The sequence below is a fragment of the Nocardiopsis ganjiahuensis DSM 45031 genome (assembly GCF_000341085.1).
Taxonomy (GTDB): Bacteria; Actinomycetota; Actinomycetes; order Streptosporangiales; family Streptosporangiaceae; genus Nocardiopsis; species Nocardiopsis ganjiahuensis.
Map to the genome: position 1 here is coordinate 57,327 of NZ_ANBA01000007.1, position 17,167 is coordinate 74,493.

The window sequence follows — 17,167 nt, forward strand, 5'->3', positions numbered from 1 at the left end:
GGGCACCGTGCGCATCGGTGGAACGACCGTGCTTCCGAAGGCCCTGCGCGAGGGCATCGGTGATGTCACCCGTTGGCCCGGAACTCCCGTTGACACTCGTGTCAGGGCGGCGGATATTCGCTTCCCGACGCACCGGAGGACGCCGGTGCGGTCCTCCACCCGCAGGAGAACGCAATGGGAAACAGGAACCTCGCCCGACGCTGTCTGGCCGTCCTCGCAGGCCCGCTGATGGCCGCGGCACTCGTCTCGACGCCGTCGGCGGCAGCGGAGACCGAGTCCGTGGAGACCTTCGGCGGCACCGGACCCTACGAGGCCGGGTACGTCACCGACTGGCGGCTGCGCGACCACACCGTCTACCGCCCCCTGGAACTGCCCGACGACGAACCGCTGCCGGTCGTGGCCTGGGGCAACGGTGCCTGCCGTGCCGACGGGACGTGGTTCGAGAACATTCTCACCGAGTTCGCCTCGCACGGGTTCCTGGTGATCGCCAACGGCCGGCCGGGCGGCTCCGGAAGCACCGACGCCGAGATGCTCACCGAAGCCGTCGACTGGGCGGAATCCGCGAACACCCGCCTGTTCAGCGAGTACCGCGGCCGTATCGACACCGACCGGGTGGCGGTCATGGGCCAGTCGTGCGGCGGATTGGAGACCTACGAGGTCGCCGACGACCCCCGCATCACCACCACGGTGATCTGGAACAGCGGCATGTTCAGCGACCGCGATCCCCACCGGCTCTCGCACCTGCACGCGCCCGTCGCCTACTTCACCGGCGGTCCTAGCGACATCGCCTACGAGAACTCGCTGAACGACTGGCGGGACCTGCCGGAGGGGTTGCCCGCCTTCATGGGCCACCTCGACGTCGGCCACTACGGGACCTTCCCCGAGCCCGACGGCGGTGAGTACGGGCGGGTCGGGACCGCCTGGCTCAAGTGGTACCTCAAGGACGACGCCGAGGCCGCGGAACTGTTCGTCGGTGACGACTGCGGCCTGTGCGCCGACCCCGAGTGGGACGTCGAGCAGAAGAACCTGTGATCGCGCCCTGCCCCGGAACCGACTGACGGAGACGGCGCCCGGAGCGGTGCCTCCCGCCCGGGGCCGCTCCCGCGCCCCGAGGCCGCGGATCCGGTCACCCCGACCGGGTCCGCGGCCGGCCGCGCCCTACTCGGGTTGTTCGCGGAGGTAGGTGAGGACGGCCATGACGCGGCGGTCCACGTCGGTGCCGTCCGGGGGGAGGTCCAGTTTGGCGAGGATGTTGCCGATGTGCTTGCCCACGGTGGGTTCGGAGACCACGAGGTCCCGGGCGATCCTCGCGTTGGAGTGGCCCTCGGCGAGCAGGGCCAGGACCTCGCGTTCGCGTTCGGAGAGCCGTTCCAGGGGTGTGCTGCGACGGCGGACGAGCTGGCGTACGACGGCGGGGTCGATGACCGTGCCGCCTCCGTGGACGCGGCGCAGGGTGTCGGCGAAGTCGGCGACGTCGACCACGCGCTCCTTCAGCACGTAGCCGATGCCGCGGCCGTTCTGGGAGTCGAGCAGCTCCGCCGCGTAGCTGGACTCGACGTACTGGCTGAGCGCCACCACGGGCAGGGACGGGCGTCGCAGGCGCATCCGGACGGCGGCGCGCAGACCCTCGTCGCTGAAACCCGGCGGCATGCGGATGTCGGTGACCACCAGGTCGGGTTCGTGTTCGTCGACCGCCCCGACCAGGGCCTCGGCGTCCCCGACCGCGGCGGCGACCTCGAACCCGAACCTCTGGAGGAGGCCGGCCAGACCCTCGCGCAGCAGGGCGCCGTCCTCGGCCAGTACTACCCGGATGGAAGACAAGGGATCTCCGCTCGCAGCCGTGTGGGACCGCCGGGGGGACTGGACAGCCAGATCCGGCCGCCCACGACGGCGACCCGGTCGGCCAGACCGGTCAGCCCGGTGCCCCCTCCGGGGTCGGCGCCGCCCCGGCCGTCGTCGGTGGTTTCCAGGACCAGCGTGTCACCGTCGAGTACGGCGTTCAACCGGACCTCGGTGGCCCCGGCGTGTTTGGTGACGTTACTGAGTGATTCGGCGGCCACGTAGTAGGCGGTGTTCTCCACGTGCGCGGGCAGGCGCCCGGGCAGGTTCACGTGGGTGCGCACCGGGACGGCGGAGCGGTCGGCCAGCTCCGGGAGGGCCGCGGGCAGCCCTCGGTCGCTGAGGACCTTGGGGTGGATGCCGTGGACGATCTCGCGCAGGGAGCCGATGATCTCCTTGGCCTGTCCGTGCACCGAGGCGAGCGTGCGCTCCATCTCGCTGCCGGGCGGGGCGTCCATGCGGGCCAGGCCCACCTGCATGGCCAGGGAGATCAACTGCTGCTGGGCGCCGTCGTGCAGGTCGCGTTCGATGCGTCGGCGCTCGGCCTCGAAGGCGTCCACCAGGCGGGCGCGGGACCGGGTGACCTCGACCAGTTCCGAACGCAGCTCCTCGGTGCCGCGGTCGTCCAGCAGGACACGGGCCAGGGCGGCGTTCGCGTGGGCCGCGAGGGCGGCGGCGTAGGGGGTGAGCAGGAGGAGGAGGGTTCCGAGGGCGGCCAGGGGGAGCGTGCTCAGCGGGGTGTCGAACTCCCAGGGGAAGACAGCCACGGTCTCCCCGAGGGCGGTGATCACCGGGGTGGCGATCAGGAAGGGGCCCACACCGGCGAACCAGTACAGCACGGTCCAGCTGAGGACGTCGACGACGACGATCAGCAGGAGCAGGTAGGCGAACTCGCGCCAGGTCGCGGCCTCGGTGTAGCGGATCCGGGCCCAGCGGAGCACGCCCCTGCCGGTCGGCCGGTGCCCGCTGGTCAGCCGGGGGTGGACCAGGCGCAGCCGCCACCGTTCCAGTGCGGCGACGGGCACCGCGACCAGGGGGCCGAGAGCCAGCAGGAGGGCCAGCCCTGATCCCAGCAGGGCCGCCAGGAACCAGTCCGGACGGCTGTGGCCCCTGGCGATCTCCTCCACGGCGTCGGCCAGGACGAGGAGGGGGAAGGTGATCGGGACGATCAGCCCGGCGAGCACGGCCCCGACGGCCGCGGTCGAGGCCAGGTGGAGCAGGCTCCGCCAGGGCCAGGACGACAGCAGGAAGCGCCGATGCGGTAGCCGCCGCAGCGCCTCCAGGGGTGTGCGGGGCGGTGGCGGCTCCCGGCCCATCTCCGGCTGCGTTCCCCGGTACGGGTCCGGGGCGGCGCTCTCCTCACTCACGGGCCCAAACTACGGGAGCCACCGCCCCGGATGAAGACGGGACGCCCCACCCTCCGACTACGGGCCTGCCCTACCCGGGGCCTGTCGGCCCGGCCGGTTCAGGTGCCGATGATCCCGCCGTCGTCCTTGCGGACCACCACGACCGCGGACCGGGGACGCCCCGCGGGATCGAATCCGGGCCAGTTGCTCACCGCTCGGGGGTCGTCCACCGTGGGCTCGCCCAGCCGCTCCGCGGCCGAGCCCGGCCCCTGCACGGTGACGAACAGGGTGCGCCGGTCGGGTGTGGCCGTCGTCCCGGCGATCCCGCAGCCGCGCGGCCCGGTCAGGAAGCGCCGGACCTCCCCGCTCACGGGGTCGGCGCACAGCAGCGCGCTGTTGCCCGCCTGTTCGCGCGCCTCCTCGGGGATGTCGCCGAGCCGGGCCACGTCCGTGCGGATCCACAGACGGCCGTCGTCTCCGCAGTCGACCCCGCCCGGGGCGGCGAAGACCGTGCCCTGCCCGTCTCCGGACGGTGCTCCGGCCCGCGCGAACTCGTTCCAGGAGAACAGGGTCGCGCCGTGGTCGTTCGATCCCTCGGTCCACGACAGCACTCGCCCGCTCCCGCTCCCGGAGGTCTCGGGGCAGTACACCGTTCCGGTCTCGGGGTGCACGGTCGGGCCGCCCGGCCCCTGGAGTTCGGTGGCGCCCACCGAGTCGGCCGCCTCGCGGGCCCGCAACAGCACGTCGGCCTGGTCGGCGAAACCCTGGTCCGAGGTCAGACCGGACCTGCCGTGGACGAGGGGGAGCCAGGTGCCCAGGCCGTCCGTGGTCAGGCGGGCCGCGTAGAGGGTGCCCTCGGCCAACGGCCCCGGGGTGCGGCCCCGGGCCTCGCGCCAGGGCCGTTCACCCACGAACTTGTAGAGGTGGGTCCGGTCGCTCATGTAGACCACCGCGCGCCCGCGTGACTCGGTGACGGCCGTTCCGCCGTGGGCCAGCCGTCCCATCGCGGTGTGCTTGACCGGGGCCGCCGAGGGATCCATGGGGTCGACCTCGACGGTCCAGCCGAACCGGTGCGCCTCGTTGGGGTTCCGGGCCAGGTCGAACCGCTCCTGGTGGGTGTGCCAGCCGTAGGACGACCCTTCCGCGGTGAACCCGTAGCGGCGCTGGGAGGGCGTGGCGGACCAGCCCCGGGTATCGGTTCCGAAGACGTCGGCGAGGGTGTCCTCACCGGTCAGATAGGTCCCCCACGGGGTGATGGCGTGGGCGGAGCCGCCGATGACCCCGGCCGGTTCGGTGTCGCTCTCCAAGGACCTGTGGTCGGCGAGGGGGCCGGACAGGACGGTGGGTGACGTGGCTGTGAGCCGGCGGTTGAGTTCGTCGTCGATCACCCTCCAGCGCCCGTCGGTCAGCTCCACGCGGGCCACGGTCATGCCGAGGGAGGCCATCTCCTTGTCGGTGCGGGCGGCGTCGGCGGAGCGGCCGCCGTCCGCGTGCAGGAGTACCGGATCGATCCAGGAGTGGTTGACCACGAGCAGCCCGCGCCGCCCCCCGTCGTGGCCGGGGTGGAGGGGGACGTAGCGCAGCCCGCTGTGTCCGGTACCCGCCTGGCGGGCGGCGGCGGCCGCGGTGTCGGTGGCGTCGGCCCGCCATCGCGGGGAGCCGCGGTGCAGCGGTGCGCCCCAGGGGAGCAGGACCCTCGCGGTGTAGCCGGTCGGAACGGTGACCGTGTCGGCTCGGGCGACGGGGACCCCGGCGAAGGTGGGCGCGGAACCGGTGTCAGGGGAGGCCAGGGCGGGAAGGGAGGTATCACCCAGCAGAGCCGCGGCGGTGAGGGCGCCGAGCGCCGCTCCGCCGCGCAGGACCTGTCGTCGGCTGGGTCTGGATCCGGGCGCCATGGTTCTCCTCGAGCCGGGGGTGCGTGCCGCACCGACCACCATCATGTGTGATGAGATAATCACACAAAGTAGTTTTTCCCGTGTATTCGGGCATGTGGTGTCGCCGGGGTGCGTGCTCAGATGGGAATGAAAACGGTTATCATTCGGTTGACACGCTTGACACCCCGAGGAGGCGCCCATGGCACGCAACGACGTTCGGCCCATCATCAAGCTCAAGTCCACGGAGGGGACCGGGACCACCTACGTGACCCGGAAGAACCGTCGCAACACCCCCGACCGCCTGGTCCTGCGCAAGTACGACCCCAAGCTCCGCCGCCACGTCGAGTTCCGCGAGGAGCGCTGACCCCGCGAGGAACGCCGACCGACGGCCCGAAACCTACGGAGACCCGCATGCAGAAGAACATCCACCCCGAGTACCAGCACGTCGTCTTCCGCGACAAGGCAGCCGACTTCGCCTTCCTCACCCGGTCCACCCGGAGCAGCGAGAAGACCATCGAGTGGGAGGACGGCAAGACCTACCCGCTCGTCGACGTCGACATCTCCAGCGCCAGCCACCCCTTCTACACCGGTACCGCCCGCGTGGTGGACACCGCCGGCCGGGTGGAGCGCTTCCAGCGTCGCTACCAGCGCAAGTAATGGGCGCCGGCGGCAGGGTCCCTCCGGCAGGGGACCACGGGCGGTGGGCACGGACCGCTGGGTCCGTGCCCACCGCTCACCCGCTTCCCGCGCATGCCCCGGCCCTCGTGTACGGCTGAGAACCCGCCGCCGGGACGGATTCCCGCACCCTGACCCCGGGCCCGCGTCCGCGGCCCCGCTCCCGGAGTCACGCGACTCCGGAACCCCAGCAGAAAGGCAACAGGTCACATGGCCGTACCCAAGCGCAAGATGTCGCGGTCCAACACGCGCACGCGCCGCTCCCAGTGGAAGGCCAAGGCCCCCGAGCTGGTCACCGTCCGCATTCGCGGCGGCGAGTACCGCGTCCCCCGCAACCTCGTCCGCGCCTATCAGAGCGGACTCCTCCCCCTGCCCGAGTAGCTCCGCACGGGGCGAAACCGAACTCACGCCACGGCGCCGCCGGCCCTCTTCCGGCGGCGCCGCGGGTGTGCCCGGCCGCCCGCTCCGGTCCCGTCCGGGAGGGATCGGCGGAGGCTGACGGAACGGACCGGACGAAACACCCCCACCCCTGGTGCCCGAATCCCCATGAGTCGGGCAGTCTTGAACCCGTGACAACAACCCCTACCGACACACCGCCCCCCGCCCCGGGCCGTATCGCGGCACGCGCCCCGCGCAGCCCCGTCGACCTGCTGGCGGGGATCGCCGGCCTGATTCTGGTCTTCCTGGTCCTGCTCCTGGTCAGCGACGCGATCTCCGACGGCGCACCGACGGACGACGCCACCCAGCTCCGCGCGGTGATCCCGTCGTGGCTGCTCTTCGCCGCCGCTCTGGGCGCCAACCTCCTGCTCATCGTCCTGATCGTCTACGTCGTCCTGCGCACCCTGTTCGCCGGGGACCTGCGCGACCTGCTGCGAGCGATCGTCGCCGCCGTGTCGGCCTACGCCATGACGTCCTTCGTCAACTCGGTGCTGGAGACCGCCACCTACAGCGCCGACCCGCTCCCCGGGCTCCCCGACGACGTCCTGACCGCAGCCACCCTCGGCTACGTCGCCGCCGGTATCGCCTTCACCCGGACCATGCCCAGCGGACTGCCACGGGTGCGCTCCCTGCTGTGGGGCACCAACGCCGCGGTAGCGGTCACCGCGCTCATGGCCGGGGTCACCAGCATCCTCGCCGTCCTCTTCACCCTCCTCGTCGGCCTGACCTTCGCAGCCCTGGCCCGGTACACCGTCGGCTCCAGCGTGCCGCCGCCCGCCACCGGTCGCATCCACGCCGAACTCCACCGCTTCGACATGACCGCGGACCGGATCACCCTGGCGGGTACCGACCGCGAGGGAGACCCCCTCTACCTGGCCGACCTCGCCGACGGCCGCCAGATCGAGCTCTCCGTGCTCAACTCCGAGAACACCAAGGGGTTCTGGCAGCGGCTGCTGGCCCTGCTCATGCTCCGCGGCCCCGTCGCCCCCCGCATGCTCTACGGCGCGCGCAGACGCGCCGAACACGCCGCCCTGATGAGCTCCGCCGTCCGGGACGCCGGGGTGGACGCCCCCCGCGTCCTCGCGCTGGGCGAACTCGCCCCGGGCGCCGTCCTCCTGGCCCGAGAGCGTCCCCGCCTCACCAGCCTGGCCGCCCTGGACCCGCCGGAGATCACCGACGCCCTGATCGACGACCTCTGGCGCCAGCTCGGCCTGCTGCACCGGCGGCGCATCGCCCACGGCGACCTCGACAGCACCACCGTCGGCGTGCTCGCCGACACCCCCTGCACCGCGGCTCTGGCCGGGGTCGACCGGGGCGCGGTGGCCGCGCCCCAGATCCAGGCCTCCCTGGACACGGCCGCGATGATCACCCTGCTGGCGCTGCGGGTGGGTTCGGAACGCGCGGTGGCCTCGGCCGTGCGGGCGCTGGGCGTGCCCGCCACCGCCGCCGTCCTCCCCCTGCTGCAGGCACCGGGGCTGCCGCACGGGCTCCGCGCCGAACTCCGCCGCTCCGACCGGAACCTCCTGGGCGAGTTGCGGCGGCAGATCGCCGCGGTCGCCCCCGAGGCCCCCGCCCAGCCGGCACGCCTGGAACGGATGCGCCCGCGCACCATCGTCAGCGTCGTGGTCGTCACCCTGGTCGGGCTGGTGCTCGTCTACCAGCTCTCCGGGGTGGAACTGGGCGCGATCCGCAACGCCGACCCCGCCTGGGCGGCGGCCGCCCTCGCCATGGCCACCGCCTGCATGGTCGCCGCCGCGATGGTGCTGGTCGGCTTCGTTCCGGCGCCGCTGCTCTGGTGGCGGACGGTCCTGGTGCAGTACGCGGCGTCGTTCGTGCGCATCGCCGCCCCGGCCGGGCTGGGGTCGATCGCGATCAACAGCCGGTTCGTGATCAAGTCGGGCGTGCCCACCTCCCTGGCCCTGTCCGCGGTGGGCCTGACCCAGCTGGTGGGCTTCCTCGTCCACGTTCCGCTGCTCCTGGTGTGCGCCTACCTGACCGGCACCTCGTACTGGACCGGCTTCACCCCCTCTCCGACCGTGACCGGCATCGTCATCGCCGGAACCGCCTGCGTCGCCGCCGTCCTGCTGCACCCGAAGCTGCGCCGCGCCGTCGGCTCACGGCTGCGCCCCTACCTGGGCGGTGTCCTGCCCCAGGTGCTGGACCTGCTCCAGCGCCCGGCCAGCCTCCTGCTCGGAGTGGGCGGCACCCTGCTGCTGACCGTGGCGTTCGTGCTGTGCCTGCACTTCTCGGTCCTGGCCTTCGCCGGGCCCGAACTGCAGGTGAGCCTGGTCGCGGTCGCCGTGGTCTTCCTCGCGGGCAACGCGGTCGGTTCGGCCGCGCCCACCCCGGGCGGGCTCGGCGCGGTCGAGGCCGCCCTGATCGGCGGACTCACCGCGGTGGCCGCGATCCCCGCCGCCGTGGCCCTGCCCGCCGTGCTGCTGTTCCGGGTACTGACCTTCTGGTTCCCGGTCCTGCCCGGCTGGGCCGCCTTCAGTTACCTGCAGCGCCGCGAGGCGATCTGACCCCAGGGCTCGAACCCCGGTGACCACCGCTCCGGTGAGGGCGTGTTCCACCGACTTGCGGTTGACGTAACGTCAACGCCTAACGTCGTTTCCAGGCCGGACGGACCGGCCGGACGAGGGGAGACGGTATGTCGTGGTCGATGGGCGAGGTCTGCCGGATGAGCGGAGTGACCTCCCGGACACTGCGCCACTACCACCACGTGGGGCTGCTGCTCCCGGAGAGCACCGGGCCGGGCGGGCTGCGCCGGTACGGACAGCCCGAACTGCGCAGACTCCAGCGGATCCTGGTCATGCGCGAACTCGGACTGGGGCTGGCGGACATCCGTCGGGTCCTGGACTCCGAGCACGACGAGGTGGCGGCCCTGCGCCGGCACCTGCACGACCTCGAGGCCGAACGCGACCGTCTCAGCGTGCTCGTCGACACCGTGCGTCGCACCGTCGACGCCTTGGAGGGAAACGACATGGCCAGCAGACCCGAGGAGCTCTTCGCGGGCTTCGACACCGAGCACTACTCCGAGCGGGCACGCACCGAGTGGCCCGAGCAGTGGGAGCAGGCCAGGGCGGCGGGGGAGGGGGTCACCCCCGAGAACGCCGAGCGGCTCCGGGCCGAGGCGGCCGAGCAGATGGACCGGATGGCCGGACACCTCAGGACGGGGATCCCGCCCGACTCCCCGGCCGTCCAGGCGGAGATCGACCTCCACTACCGGCAGGTCTGCCTCATGTGGACCCCGGACACGGAGGCCTTCGCCCACCTGGGACAGGTCTATGCCGAGGACGGCCCCTGGCGAGAGGCGTACGAGCGGGTCGCCCCCGGGCTGGCCGACTACCAGTGCGAGGCCATGGAGGTCTACGCCGAGCAGCGACTGGGCGGCGGCCGGGACCCGGAGGGGCAGACGTGATCCCTGCTCACTGGAGGCCCCACCGCCGCGAGGAGGACGGTGAGGTACTGGGCTACCTGCGCCCTGAGGGCGGCGGCCACGTACCGGTCACCCCGTTCGGGCACCCGGTCGCCGGACCGGTCCCGGAGGCCGAGGCCAGGGCCGCCCTGGACGCACTGGGGTTGTCCTACCTGGCCGGGCCGTGGCTCCTGACCCTTCCCGGACGGGAGGAGCCGGTCACGGTCCGGATCGTGGAGGTCACCCCCGAGCGGATGCGGGTGGCCAACGCCGACTACGGGTACGAGGAGGCTGACATCGGGCACGTGTTCGTCCTCGACGTCCCCGAGCCCGGACGTCTGCGCGCCGCCTGAAGCCGACCGGGACCGACAGGAGGAGCAGAGGTGAGCGGGCGATGCTGATCACGGTGACCCGGGTACTGGAGGAACCCGGTTCCAGCGCCGGGCCCCTCGTCGAGTTCCGCTGCGCCGCAGGGAGGGCGACCGCCCGTTGGGCGGGGGCTGTGCGCCCCGGACTCGGTGATCACGACGTGGAACTGGACGTTCCCGAAACCGTTTCCGTGTTCGACCGTGGCGAGCCGGGGTTGGACCGTGTCGAGGGTGTGCTCGGCGCCCCCGGTGGAAGCCTCCCCGCCGGGGTCCGCCTCTGCGGACGTGTGGAGGAGGTCGGTGTCGGAGAGGACCCGATCGTGGTGTTGCGGGTGGGCGGCGGCCTCCTCATGACGGAGACGGACGGACCCAGACCCCTCCCCGGGGCCTGGGTCCGCCTCACCGTCACTGAGCTCGTGCTCTGTCCCACCGGTATCTGACGGAACAGGACCTAGAGGACCTCGGGGGACACGTCCAGGACGGTGCGGTCGCGGGAGGAGACCAGGTCGAACTGTGGGCCGGTGCGGGGCAGCTCGTGGCGGAAGAAGTACGCGGCGGCGGCCCGCTTGCCCTCGTAGAACCCGCCCTCCTTGCCGTGGGCGGTGACGAGCTGCTCCAGCCACAGCCAGGCCACCACCACGTGTCCGACCGCCTCCAGGTAGGGGGTCGCGTTGGCCAGGGCCACCGCCGGGTCGCCCTCGGACCAGGTGGCCGCGGCGGTCTCGGCGGTGCGGTTCAGGGCGGCGTCGAGCAGGTCGGCGTACTCGGCCTCGCGGCCGCCGAGCTTGCGGGCCCGTTCCGCGGTGGCACGGGCCGTGTCCACCAGCAGCGACAGTCGGGTGCCGCCGTCCAGGACGGCCTTGCGGCCCAGCAGGTCCAGAGCCTGGATGCCGTGGGTGCCCTCGTGGATGGCGTTGAGCCGGTTGTCCCGGTAGTGCTGCTCCACGTCGTACTCGCGGGTGTAGCCGTAGCCGCCGTGCACCTGGATGGCGAGGCTGTTGGCCTCCAGGCACCACTGGGAGGGCCAGCTCTTCACGATCGGGGTGAGCACGTCCAGCAGCAGCTGGGCGTTCTTCGCCGCCTCGGGGTCGTCGGTGCTGGCCTTCTCGTCCACGAGGCGGGCGCAGTACAGGACCAGGGCGAGGGCGCCCTCCACGTAGCTCTTCTGTGCGAGCAGCATCCGGCGCACGTCGGTGTGCTCGATGATGGGGATCTGCGGCTCCGCGGGGTCCTTCGCCCCGAGCGGGCGGCCCTGGAGGCGCTCGCGGGCGTACTGGAGCGACTTCAGGTAGGCGGTGTAGCCGACCGCCATCGCGCCCGCACCCACCCCGATCCGGGCGCCGTCCATCATGTGGAACATGTACTTCAGGCCCTGGTGGGGCTCGCCCACGAGGTAGCCGATCGCACCGGGGGAGCCGCCCGGGGTGTGCCGGCCCTCACCGAAGTTGAGGAGCGCGTTGACGGTGCCCCGGTAGCCCATCTTGTGGTTGAGCCCGGCCGGCACGACGTCGTTGCGCTCGCCGAGGGAGCCGTCCTCCTCGACGAGGTACTTCGGCACGATGAACAGCGAGATCCCCTTGACCCCGGGCGGACCGCCGGGGATCTTGGCCAGGACCAGGTGGACGATGTTCTCGGTCAGCTCGTGGTCGCCCGCCGAGATCCACATCTTGTTGCCGAAGATCCGGTAGGTGCCGTCGCCGGCGTCCTCGGCGCGGGTGGTGATGTCGGACAGGGAGCTGCCCGCCTGCGGCTCGGACAGGCACATCGTGCCGGTGAAGCGCCCTTCCACCATGGGCCGGACGAAGGTCTCGACCTGCTCGGGGGAGCCGTGCGCGACCAGCAGGGACGCGTTCCCGGAGGTGAGGAAGGGGTAGGCGGAGCTGCCCAGGTTGGCGGCCTGGAAGTAGGCGTTGCACGCGCTGGAGACGACCCGGGGGATCTGGTCGCCGCCCACGGAGGCGTCCATGGCGATGGAGGACAGCCCGGTCTCGGCGTAGACCTCCAGGGCCTTCTTCACCTCGGGGATGACGTGCACGCGCTCGCCGTCGAAGTGGGGTTCGTTGGCGTCGTTGGTCTTGTTGTGCGGGGCGAAGTGGTCGGTGGCCACGCGTTCGGCCAGCTCCAGGGCTCCGTCGAAGGTCTCCTTGGAGTGGTCCGCGTACCGGGGGCGCCGGGTGAGGGCCTCCGTGTCGAGCCATTCGTAGAGCAGGAACTGCAGGTCGCGTGCGGACAGCAGGGTGGACGCCACGGGTTGCCTCCCAAAGTGATGAACCGACTGGTCGGTATGCTACCTGGCCCGAACGATCCCCAGGTGACCGGGGCCACGCGGAGCCGCGGGTCTAACCTGGTCCCATCCGATCCGACACAGGAAGCCGCACATGACTGAGAAGACGCCCACCGTCCTGCTGCTCAACGGCCCCAACCTCAACCTGTTGGGCACCCGCGACCCCGAGCAGTACGGAACCACCACCCTCACCGAGGTCGAGCGTCGGGTGACCGCCCTGGGCAAGGAGCTGGGTGTGGAGGTCGTCTGCGCGCAGTCCAACAGCGAGGGCGGCATGGTCGACCACATCCACGCCGCGCGGCACTACGCGGGTGTGGTGATGAACCCGGGCGCCTACGCCCACTACAGCATCGCCCTGCGCGACGCCGTCGACGCGGTCGAGGCGCCCGTGGTCGAGGTGCACATCTCCAACATCTACGCCCGCGAGGAGTTCCGCCACACCTCGGTCACCGCTCCGGTCGCCGCCGGGTACGTGGCCGGGTGCGGCGTCCTCGGCTACGAACTCGGCCTGCGCGCGGCCCTCTCCCGCGCCGCCGAGCGCGCCGCGGAGTCCGGAGCCTGAGGCCGGCCGGGGCGCCGCCCGCGAGGGGCGCTCCGGAGCGGGGTCAGCTCCAGAGCCGCTCCTGGCCGGGGACCTGCTCGCCGCCGCTGCCCGACCTCCTGGAGCGGCAGCGCAGGCAGGTCACCGGGCCGCCCGAGGGGCGCAGGCGCATCGGGTCCGGGGCGGCGGCGCACACCACCGCCGGGATCTCCACGCCCACCCACACCCGGGTGGTGAGTTCGTGGACGATGCTGCCGTCGCCGATCCGGGCCGCCTTCGCCCCGGCCAGTTCGGAACGGCGGCGGCGCAGTGTGGCGGCTAGGTGTTCGACGTCGGGTCCGGCGGGGGCGGAAGCGGGGCCGGGGGCAGGGGCGGGTTCGGAGGCGGGGTGTTCGGTCATGCCCTCCAGGATGCCGTGCCGGGGCCGGACCCGCACCCGGGCACGCGGCCGGGCAGAGGCGCGGGGGAGGGGTGTGCCCCGCCTCGACCGCGCTCCTCACCCCCCAGGACGCCGAGGTCGGTTCCGGGACACCCGCAAATCCGGAACCGACTGGTCGGTATGTGATGGGCCCGAGAGAAGTCCGCTCAGCGGTAGGTCATCAGCTCCGGGCCGCCGTGTTCCAGGTGGGCGTGGTCGTTGAACGACAGCAGCTGCGTGCCGCCGCGGCCGTGCACCAGCTTGCTCACCGAACCGTTGACCACCACCCGGTTCATCGCGATGAACCCCGCGGCAGGGGTGTCCAGCAGCGTCGAGCAGACCGCGCCGATCACTCCGGCCGAGGTGAACACCAGGGCCGTCCGTCCCTTGCCCACGGCGGCCGCGACCTCGCCCAGGGCCGCCCGCACACCGTCACGGAACAGCGGCCACGAATCCTCACCCGCCTCACCCGTACCGGTCCAGGAGGTCAGGGCGGCGTCCAGCCGCTGCTGGAGCGATCCGGTTTCGATGGGATAGCGGTCCAGCAGGTTCAGGTGGTCGTACTCGTTCCACCGGTCGTCCACCACGGGCTCGACGTCGATCCCGGCCTCGGCCAGGGCGGTGGCGGCGGTCTGGCGCTGGCGACGCAGTGACCCCGACACCACGGGGCCCACGTCCAGCTCACGCCGTTTGAGCTCGGCGCCCAGCAGGCGCGCCTGTTCGTATCCGGTGGGGCTCAGTTCGTCGTAGTCCGCCGCCTCGGGGGAGGCCTTACCGTGGCGGATCAGGTAGATCGTTGGCATGCCGACACAGTACGGGTGGCCTCTCCCGACGCGAAACACCGGGCCGGGGAACCACACTTCTCCCCTTCTGGCCGGTATCAATGGAACCGGCGGCCCCCCAACCCCCGAAGGACTGTCCCTTCGTCGGTGAGGAGAACATGGGAGAGCTGCCCCCGGAGGGTCGCACCCTGCGGCACCGTGTCCGGGCCGTGGCGGTGGAGACACGCGAGCGCGTGTCCTCCCACGCCTCCCTGATCGTGCTGGCCGTCATCGCGGCCGCACTGGCCTGGACCATCGCGGGCGGTCTCATCAAGGACCACAGCCCCTTCTTCGCGCCGATCGCCGCGGTCATCGCGCTCAACGCCTCGGGCGCCGAACGCGGGGCCAACGCGCTCCGGCTGCTCATGGGGGTGTTCGTCGGCATCCTCGCGGGTGAGCTCGCGTTACTGGTCACCGACCGCAACGACGTGGCGATGGCGCTGGCCACCGCGGGCGCCATGACGGTGGCCGCGGCGATCAACGCCGAACGGATCGTGGTCGGCCAGGCCGCCGCGAGCGCCATCCTCACCACGATCTTCGTCGGGGCGGCCAGCCCCGGAATCGACCGGTTCGTGGACGCCCTCATCGGGGCGGGGGTGGCCCTCGCCTTCAGTCAGTTCTTCTTCCCGGCCCGGCTCGTGGCCATGCTGCGCCGGATCGAGGAGGACGCGCTGAAGGAGATGGCCAGCATGCTCGCCCTGGTCGGCCAGTCCCTCGGAGAGGAGGGCGACACCTCCAGCGAGCAGGTGGTCAACCGGCTCGGTGACCTCAGCAGACCGATGGCCCAGCTCAGCAAGGCCCGGGAGGGGAGCAGGTCCACGATCCGGCTCTCCACCATCCGCTGGGGCGACCCGCAGCCGGTACTGGACGAGGACGAGGTCATCGAGCGGCTCATCCTGCTGGGCGAGAGCTGCCTGTTCCTGTCCCGTACCACCACGTCCATGGGGGTGGAGGAACGCCAGGAGCTGGCGCCGATCGTGAGCGGCATGGCGGACGTGCTCGCCACCCTGGCCGACGACCTCAGCAGCCGCGAGGCCCGTGAACAGGCGGTGGAACAGGCCCTGATGGCGGCGCGCACCTACGGAGCGGGCTCCCCGGAGGACGACCCCGTCACCCACGCGACCCACCTCGCGGTGGAGATGGTCGCCAGCGACATCATGGTGTTCGCCGGGATCAGGTTCGACGAGGTCGAGGACGTCCTCCTGGGCGATCTGGAGGACCCCACGGTCCCGCATCCGCAGGGGGAGCCGTGGCTGCCCTGGCTGCGCTGGCGCCCCCGGTGGCGCCCGGAGTGGCGGCGGCCGGGCCGCCGCCGTCCCGGTCCCGATGAAGGTCCCCCGACGGAGGGATCCAGCTGAGCGGGCCCAGTTGAACGGGCACGGTCGAGCGGGCACGGTCGAGCGGGCCCTCACGAACGGTTCCCATGCCACGCGCCGAGTCGCGCCCGGGGCCCCCGGGTGCGGTACCGGGGCCCCGGGGTGGGGCAGGGACCTTGCGGCAGGACCGCTAGGCCGTGTTCTTGAAGCATTCCGGGCGCGTGACCGCCAGGCCTCTCGCTGTGCATCTGCGCTCGTGCAGCACCACCAGGCCGAACTTCGCACATCGGCTTGCGAGAGATTGCCTGACGACCGCGAGCTCATCCGAAAGCCTTCAGAAAAACACGACCTGGCCATGGTGGCCTCCGCACTCCTACAGTGGCGGAGCATCGACCAGAACAGAACGTCGGCGGAAGAGGCGGGCCCGTGCAGCGCGGAGTGGGAAAGAAGCATCCGGCGCGTCGGATGGAGCGCGGGTTCGGTTACGGCGCGCTGGCGGGCCTGGCGCTCCTCGGGCTGTCCATACCGATCGGCCTGGTGATGAACCAGGTCGAGGACGGCCTGAACAGCCCCGTGTTCGTGGTGCCGGTCCTCCTGGGCAGCGTGCTGACCATCGCGGGCTGGATCATGTGGGGTTCGTGGTCGGCGACGCTGGACCAGTACTCCGAACCGCTCAGCACGACCGCGAAGCTCACCCTGGCCGCCACCGCCGGGACCGTCCTGGGCCTGCTGTGCCTCCTGGTCGCCGGGTTTCCCCTCGCCATGTACCAAGAAACCGATCCTCCGGTCTGGGCGCTCCCCATGGTCCTCGGCGTCGGCGGCCTGGGCGTCCTCCTCTTCGGGGGCACCATCGTCGGGGCCGCCGTCTGCGGCGGGATCGCGCTGGGCGGCCCGCGGTGGTGGTGGGTGGGCGTACTCCTGTCCGGTGGCCTGGGCGCGGTCGGCGCCGGAGTGGCCCTGGCGTGGGTACCGCTCACCGTGCTGGGCGTCGTCGGTCTGGTCGCGGCCTGTTTCGGCTACCCCGCGGCGCTGCGGTCCGGCCTCAGGCAGCGCAGGCCGGACGCGGTGCGGGAGGCCCGGCGCAGGGGGGCCGGCTGACCGCCGCCCCGCGGGCCGCTCCTTCAGGCGCCACGGCCCTCCTGATCCCCGGACCGGACCGTGCCGCCGGTGGTGGCAGGCGGTGACCACCGGTGTGCCGCGATCCACTCCGCCAGGGACACCAGAGTGGTCTCCGCGCTGCTCGCCATATGGTCCCGTAGGGCACGGATGTCCTCGGGTGTGTCGCCCAGGACCGGATCTGCGCGCAGCAGGCGCCAGGACTGCTGGACGACGCTGCCGGCGCCCTGGGCGCACAGGCGCCAGTCCCAGCGAACGATGCCCTGCTCCGCGCCGCCGACGACGAAGGCGAACGCTGAGCCCGGATCGGCCTGGACCACTTCGGAGCGGGTGATCCATTCACGCCCGTCGCGGCGGTTGCGTCCGCTGAACCGGGCACCGACCCAAGGGCCGTCTCCCGGCGCGTAGCTCACGGCGCCGGCGCTCGGGCTCCAGGTCTCGATCAGGGACACGTCGCTGATCAGGGGATAGACGAAGTCCGGCGGCGCGTCGACCCAGCACCGCCTGGTGAAGGCGAAGGGCGTCAGATCGAGGTCGGCCAGCGGGTCCCGCGAGTCAGGGGTGGTGTTCTCGGATGTGGTCGTGCTCATCGGGGTCCCCAAGGGTGAAGGTGAGAGAGGGTGTGCGGCTCATCATGGCGACCGGCGCGGTGGGCGGCCACACCCTGTGGATCCGTACCCCGACAGGGTGAGGCGCGGCTCGGCGATGCCGCG

Annotated in this window: 18 protein-coding genes; 11 read left to right on the forward strand and 7 right to left on the reverse strand. The window is 72.1% G+C overall.

The window, feature by feature from the left end:
* Nucleotides 1–174 precede the first annotated feature (174 nt).
* Nucleotides 175–1,032 (forward strand): poly(ethylene terephthalate) hydrolase family protein, encoded by an 858-nt coding sequence (locus tag D458_RS0106945; protein ID WP_017586002.1) that lies wholly within the window; start codon nt 175–177, stop codon nt 1,030–1,032.
* A 126-nt stretch (nt 1,033–1,158) separates the two neighbouring features.
* Here D458_RS0106945 and D458_RS0106950 read toward each other — a convergent pair whose 3' ends face one another.
* From D458_RS0106950 to D458_RS0106960, 3 genes are all read right to left on the reverse strand, one after another.
* Nucleotides 1,159–1,821 (reverse strand): response regulator, encoded by a 663-nt coding sequence (locus D458_RS0106950; RefSeq protein WP_017586003.1) that lies wholly within the window; start codon nt 1,819–1,821, stop codon nt 1,159–1,161.
* The gene (locus D458_RS0106955; RefSeq protein ID WP_239647909.1) at nt 1,803–3,206 is read right to left on the reverse strand and encodes a sensor histidine kinase; all 1,404 of its coding nucleotides are present in this window, start codon (nt 3,204–3,206) and stop codon (nt 1,803–1,805) included. Before D458_RS0106955 ends, D458_RS0106950 begins: the two co-directional genes overlap by 19 nt.
* A gap of 98 nt (nt 3,207–3,304) precedes the next feature.
* Nucleotides 3,305–5,080, reverse strand: a complete 1,776-nt coding sequence (locus tag D458_RS0106960; RefSeq protein ID WP_017586005.1) for a PhoX family protein — start codon at nt 5,078–5,080, stop codon at nt 3,305–3,307.
* Nucleotides 5,081–5,258: 178 nt separating this feature from the next.
* Between D458_RS0106960 and rpmG the strand changes: the two genes are divergently transcribed.
* The 7 genes from rpmG (at nt 5,259) to D458_RS0106995 (ending at nt 10,398) form a co-directional block, all read left to right on the forward strand.
* Nucleotides 5,259–5,423 carry a 50S ribosomal protein L33 gene (gene rpmG, locus D458_RS0106965; RefSeq protein WP_017582317.1) on the forward strand — a complete coding sequence of 55 codons (165 nt, stop codon included), beginning with the start codon at nt 5,259–5,261 and terminating at the stop codon, nt 5,421–5,423.
* 47 nt (nt 5,424–5,470) lie between these two features.
* Nucleotides 5,471–5,716 carry a type B 50S ribosomal protein L31 gene (locus D458_RS0106970; protein ID WP_017586006.1) on the forward strand — a complete coding sequence of 82 codons (246 nt, stop codon included), beginning with the start codon at nt 5,471–5,473 and terminating at the stop codon, nt 5,714–5,716.
* Between the two features lie 228 nt (nt 5,717–5,944).
* Nucleotides 5,945–6,115 carry a 50S ribosomal protein L32 gene (gene rpmF / locus D458_RS0106975; protein WP_017586007.1) on the forward strand — a complete coding sequence of 57 codons (171 nt, stop codon included), beginning with the start codon at nt 5,945–5,947 and terminating at the stop codon, nt 6,113–6,115.
* 188 nt (nt 6,116–6,303) lie between these two features.
* Nucleotides 6,304–8,694 carry a lysylphosphatidylglycerol synthase transmembrane domain-containing protein gene (locus D458_RS0106980; protein WP_017586008.1) on the forward strand — a complete coding sequence of 797 codons (2,391 nt, stop codon included), beginning with the start codon at nt 6,304–6,306 and terminating at the stop codon, nt 8,692–8,694.
* Between the two features lie 128 nt (nt 8,695–8,822).
* Entirely contained in the window at nt 8,823–9,593 is a 771-nt protein-coding gene (locus D458_RS0106985; RefSeq protein ID WP_017586009.1) for a MerR family transcriptional regulator, read from the forward strand.
* Nucleotides 9,590–9,943: a hypothetical protein gene (locus D458_RS0106990; protein ID WP_017586010.1), complete on the forward strand. Its 354-nt coding sequence runs from the start codon at nt 9,590–9,592 to the stop codon at nt 9,941–9,943. Before D458_RS0106985 ends, D458_RS0106990 begins: the two co-directional genes overlap by 4 nt.
* Nucleotides 9,944–9,984: 41 nt before the next feature.
* Nucleotides 9,985–10,398, forward strand: a complete 414-nt coding sequence (locus D458_RS0106995; RefSeq protein ID WP_017586011.1) for a hypothetical protein — start codon at nt 9,985–9,987, stop codon at nt 10,396–10,398.
* A gap of 11 nt (nt 10,399–10,409) precedes the next feature.
* On the opposite strand, the gene D458_RS0107000 is transcribed toward D458_RS0106995, so the two are convergent.
* On the reverse strand, nt 10,410–12,206 hold the full coding sequence (locus D458_RS0107000; protein WP_017586012.1) for an acyl-CoA dehydrogenase: 1,797 nt from the start codon (nt 12,204–12,206) through the stop codon (nt 10,410–10,412).
* Nucleotides 12,207–12,336: 130 nt separating this feature from the next.
* On the opposite strand from D458_RS0107000, the gene aroQ reads away from it, so the two are divergent.
* Nucleotides 12,337–12,804, forward strand: a complete 468-nt coding sequence (gene aroQ, locus D458_RS0107005) for a type II 3-dehydroquinate dehydratase (protein WP_017586013.1) — start codon at nt 12,337–12,339, stop codon at nt 12,802–12,804.
* Between the two features lie 43 nt (nt 12,805–12,847).
* Here the strand turns inward: aroQ and D458_RS0107010 are convergent, their stop codons facing one another.
* Nucleotides 12,848–13,183 carry a hypothetical protein gene (locus D458_RS0107010; RefSeq protein WP_017586014.1) on the reverse strand — a complete coding sequence of 112 codons (336 nt, stop codon included), beginning with the start codon at nt 13,181–13,183 and terminating at the stop codon, nt 12,848–12,850.
* A 185-nt stretch (nt 13,184–13,368) separates the two neighbouring features.
* Nucleotides 13,369–14,004, reverse strand: coding sequence for a histidine phosphatase family protein (locus tag D458_RS0107015; protein WP_017586015.1), 636 nt, complete (start codon nt 14,002–14,004; stop codon nt 13,369–13,371).
* A gap of 137 nt (nt 14,005–14,141) precedes the next feature.
* On the opposite strand from D458_RS0107015, the gene D458_RS0107020 reads away from it, so the two are divergent.
* Together D458_RS0107020 and D458_RS0107025 are read left to right on the forward strand one after the other, a co-directional pair.
* The gene (locus tag D458_RS0107020) at nt 14,142–15,380 is read left to right on the forward strand and encodes an FUSC family protein (RefSeq protein WP_051049621.1); all 1,239 of its coding nucleotides are present in this window, start codon (nt 14,142–14,144) and stop codon (nt 15,378–15,380) included.
* Between the two features lie 384 nt (nt 15,381–15,764).
* On the forward strand, nt 15,765–16,436 hold the full coding sequence (locus tag D458_RS0107025; protein WP_239647910.1) for a hypothetical protein: 672 nt from the start codon (nt 15,765–15,767) through the stop codon (nt 16,434–16,436).
* Nucleotides 16,437–16,459: 23 nt separating this feature from the next.
* Here the strand turns inward: D458_RS0107025 and D458_RS34775 are convergent, their stop codons facing one another.
* On the reverse strand, nt 16,460–17,044 hold the full coding sequence (locus D458_RS34775) for an SRPBCC family protein (protein ID WP_017586018.1): 585 nt from the start codon (nt 17,042–17,044) through the stop codon (nt 16,460–16,462).
* Nucleotides 17,045–17,167 lie beyond the last annotated feature (123 nt).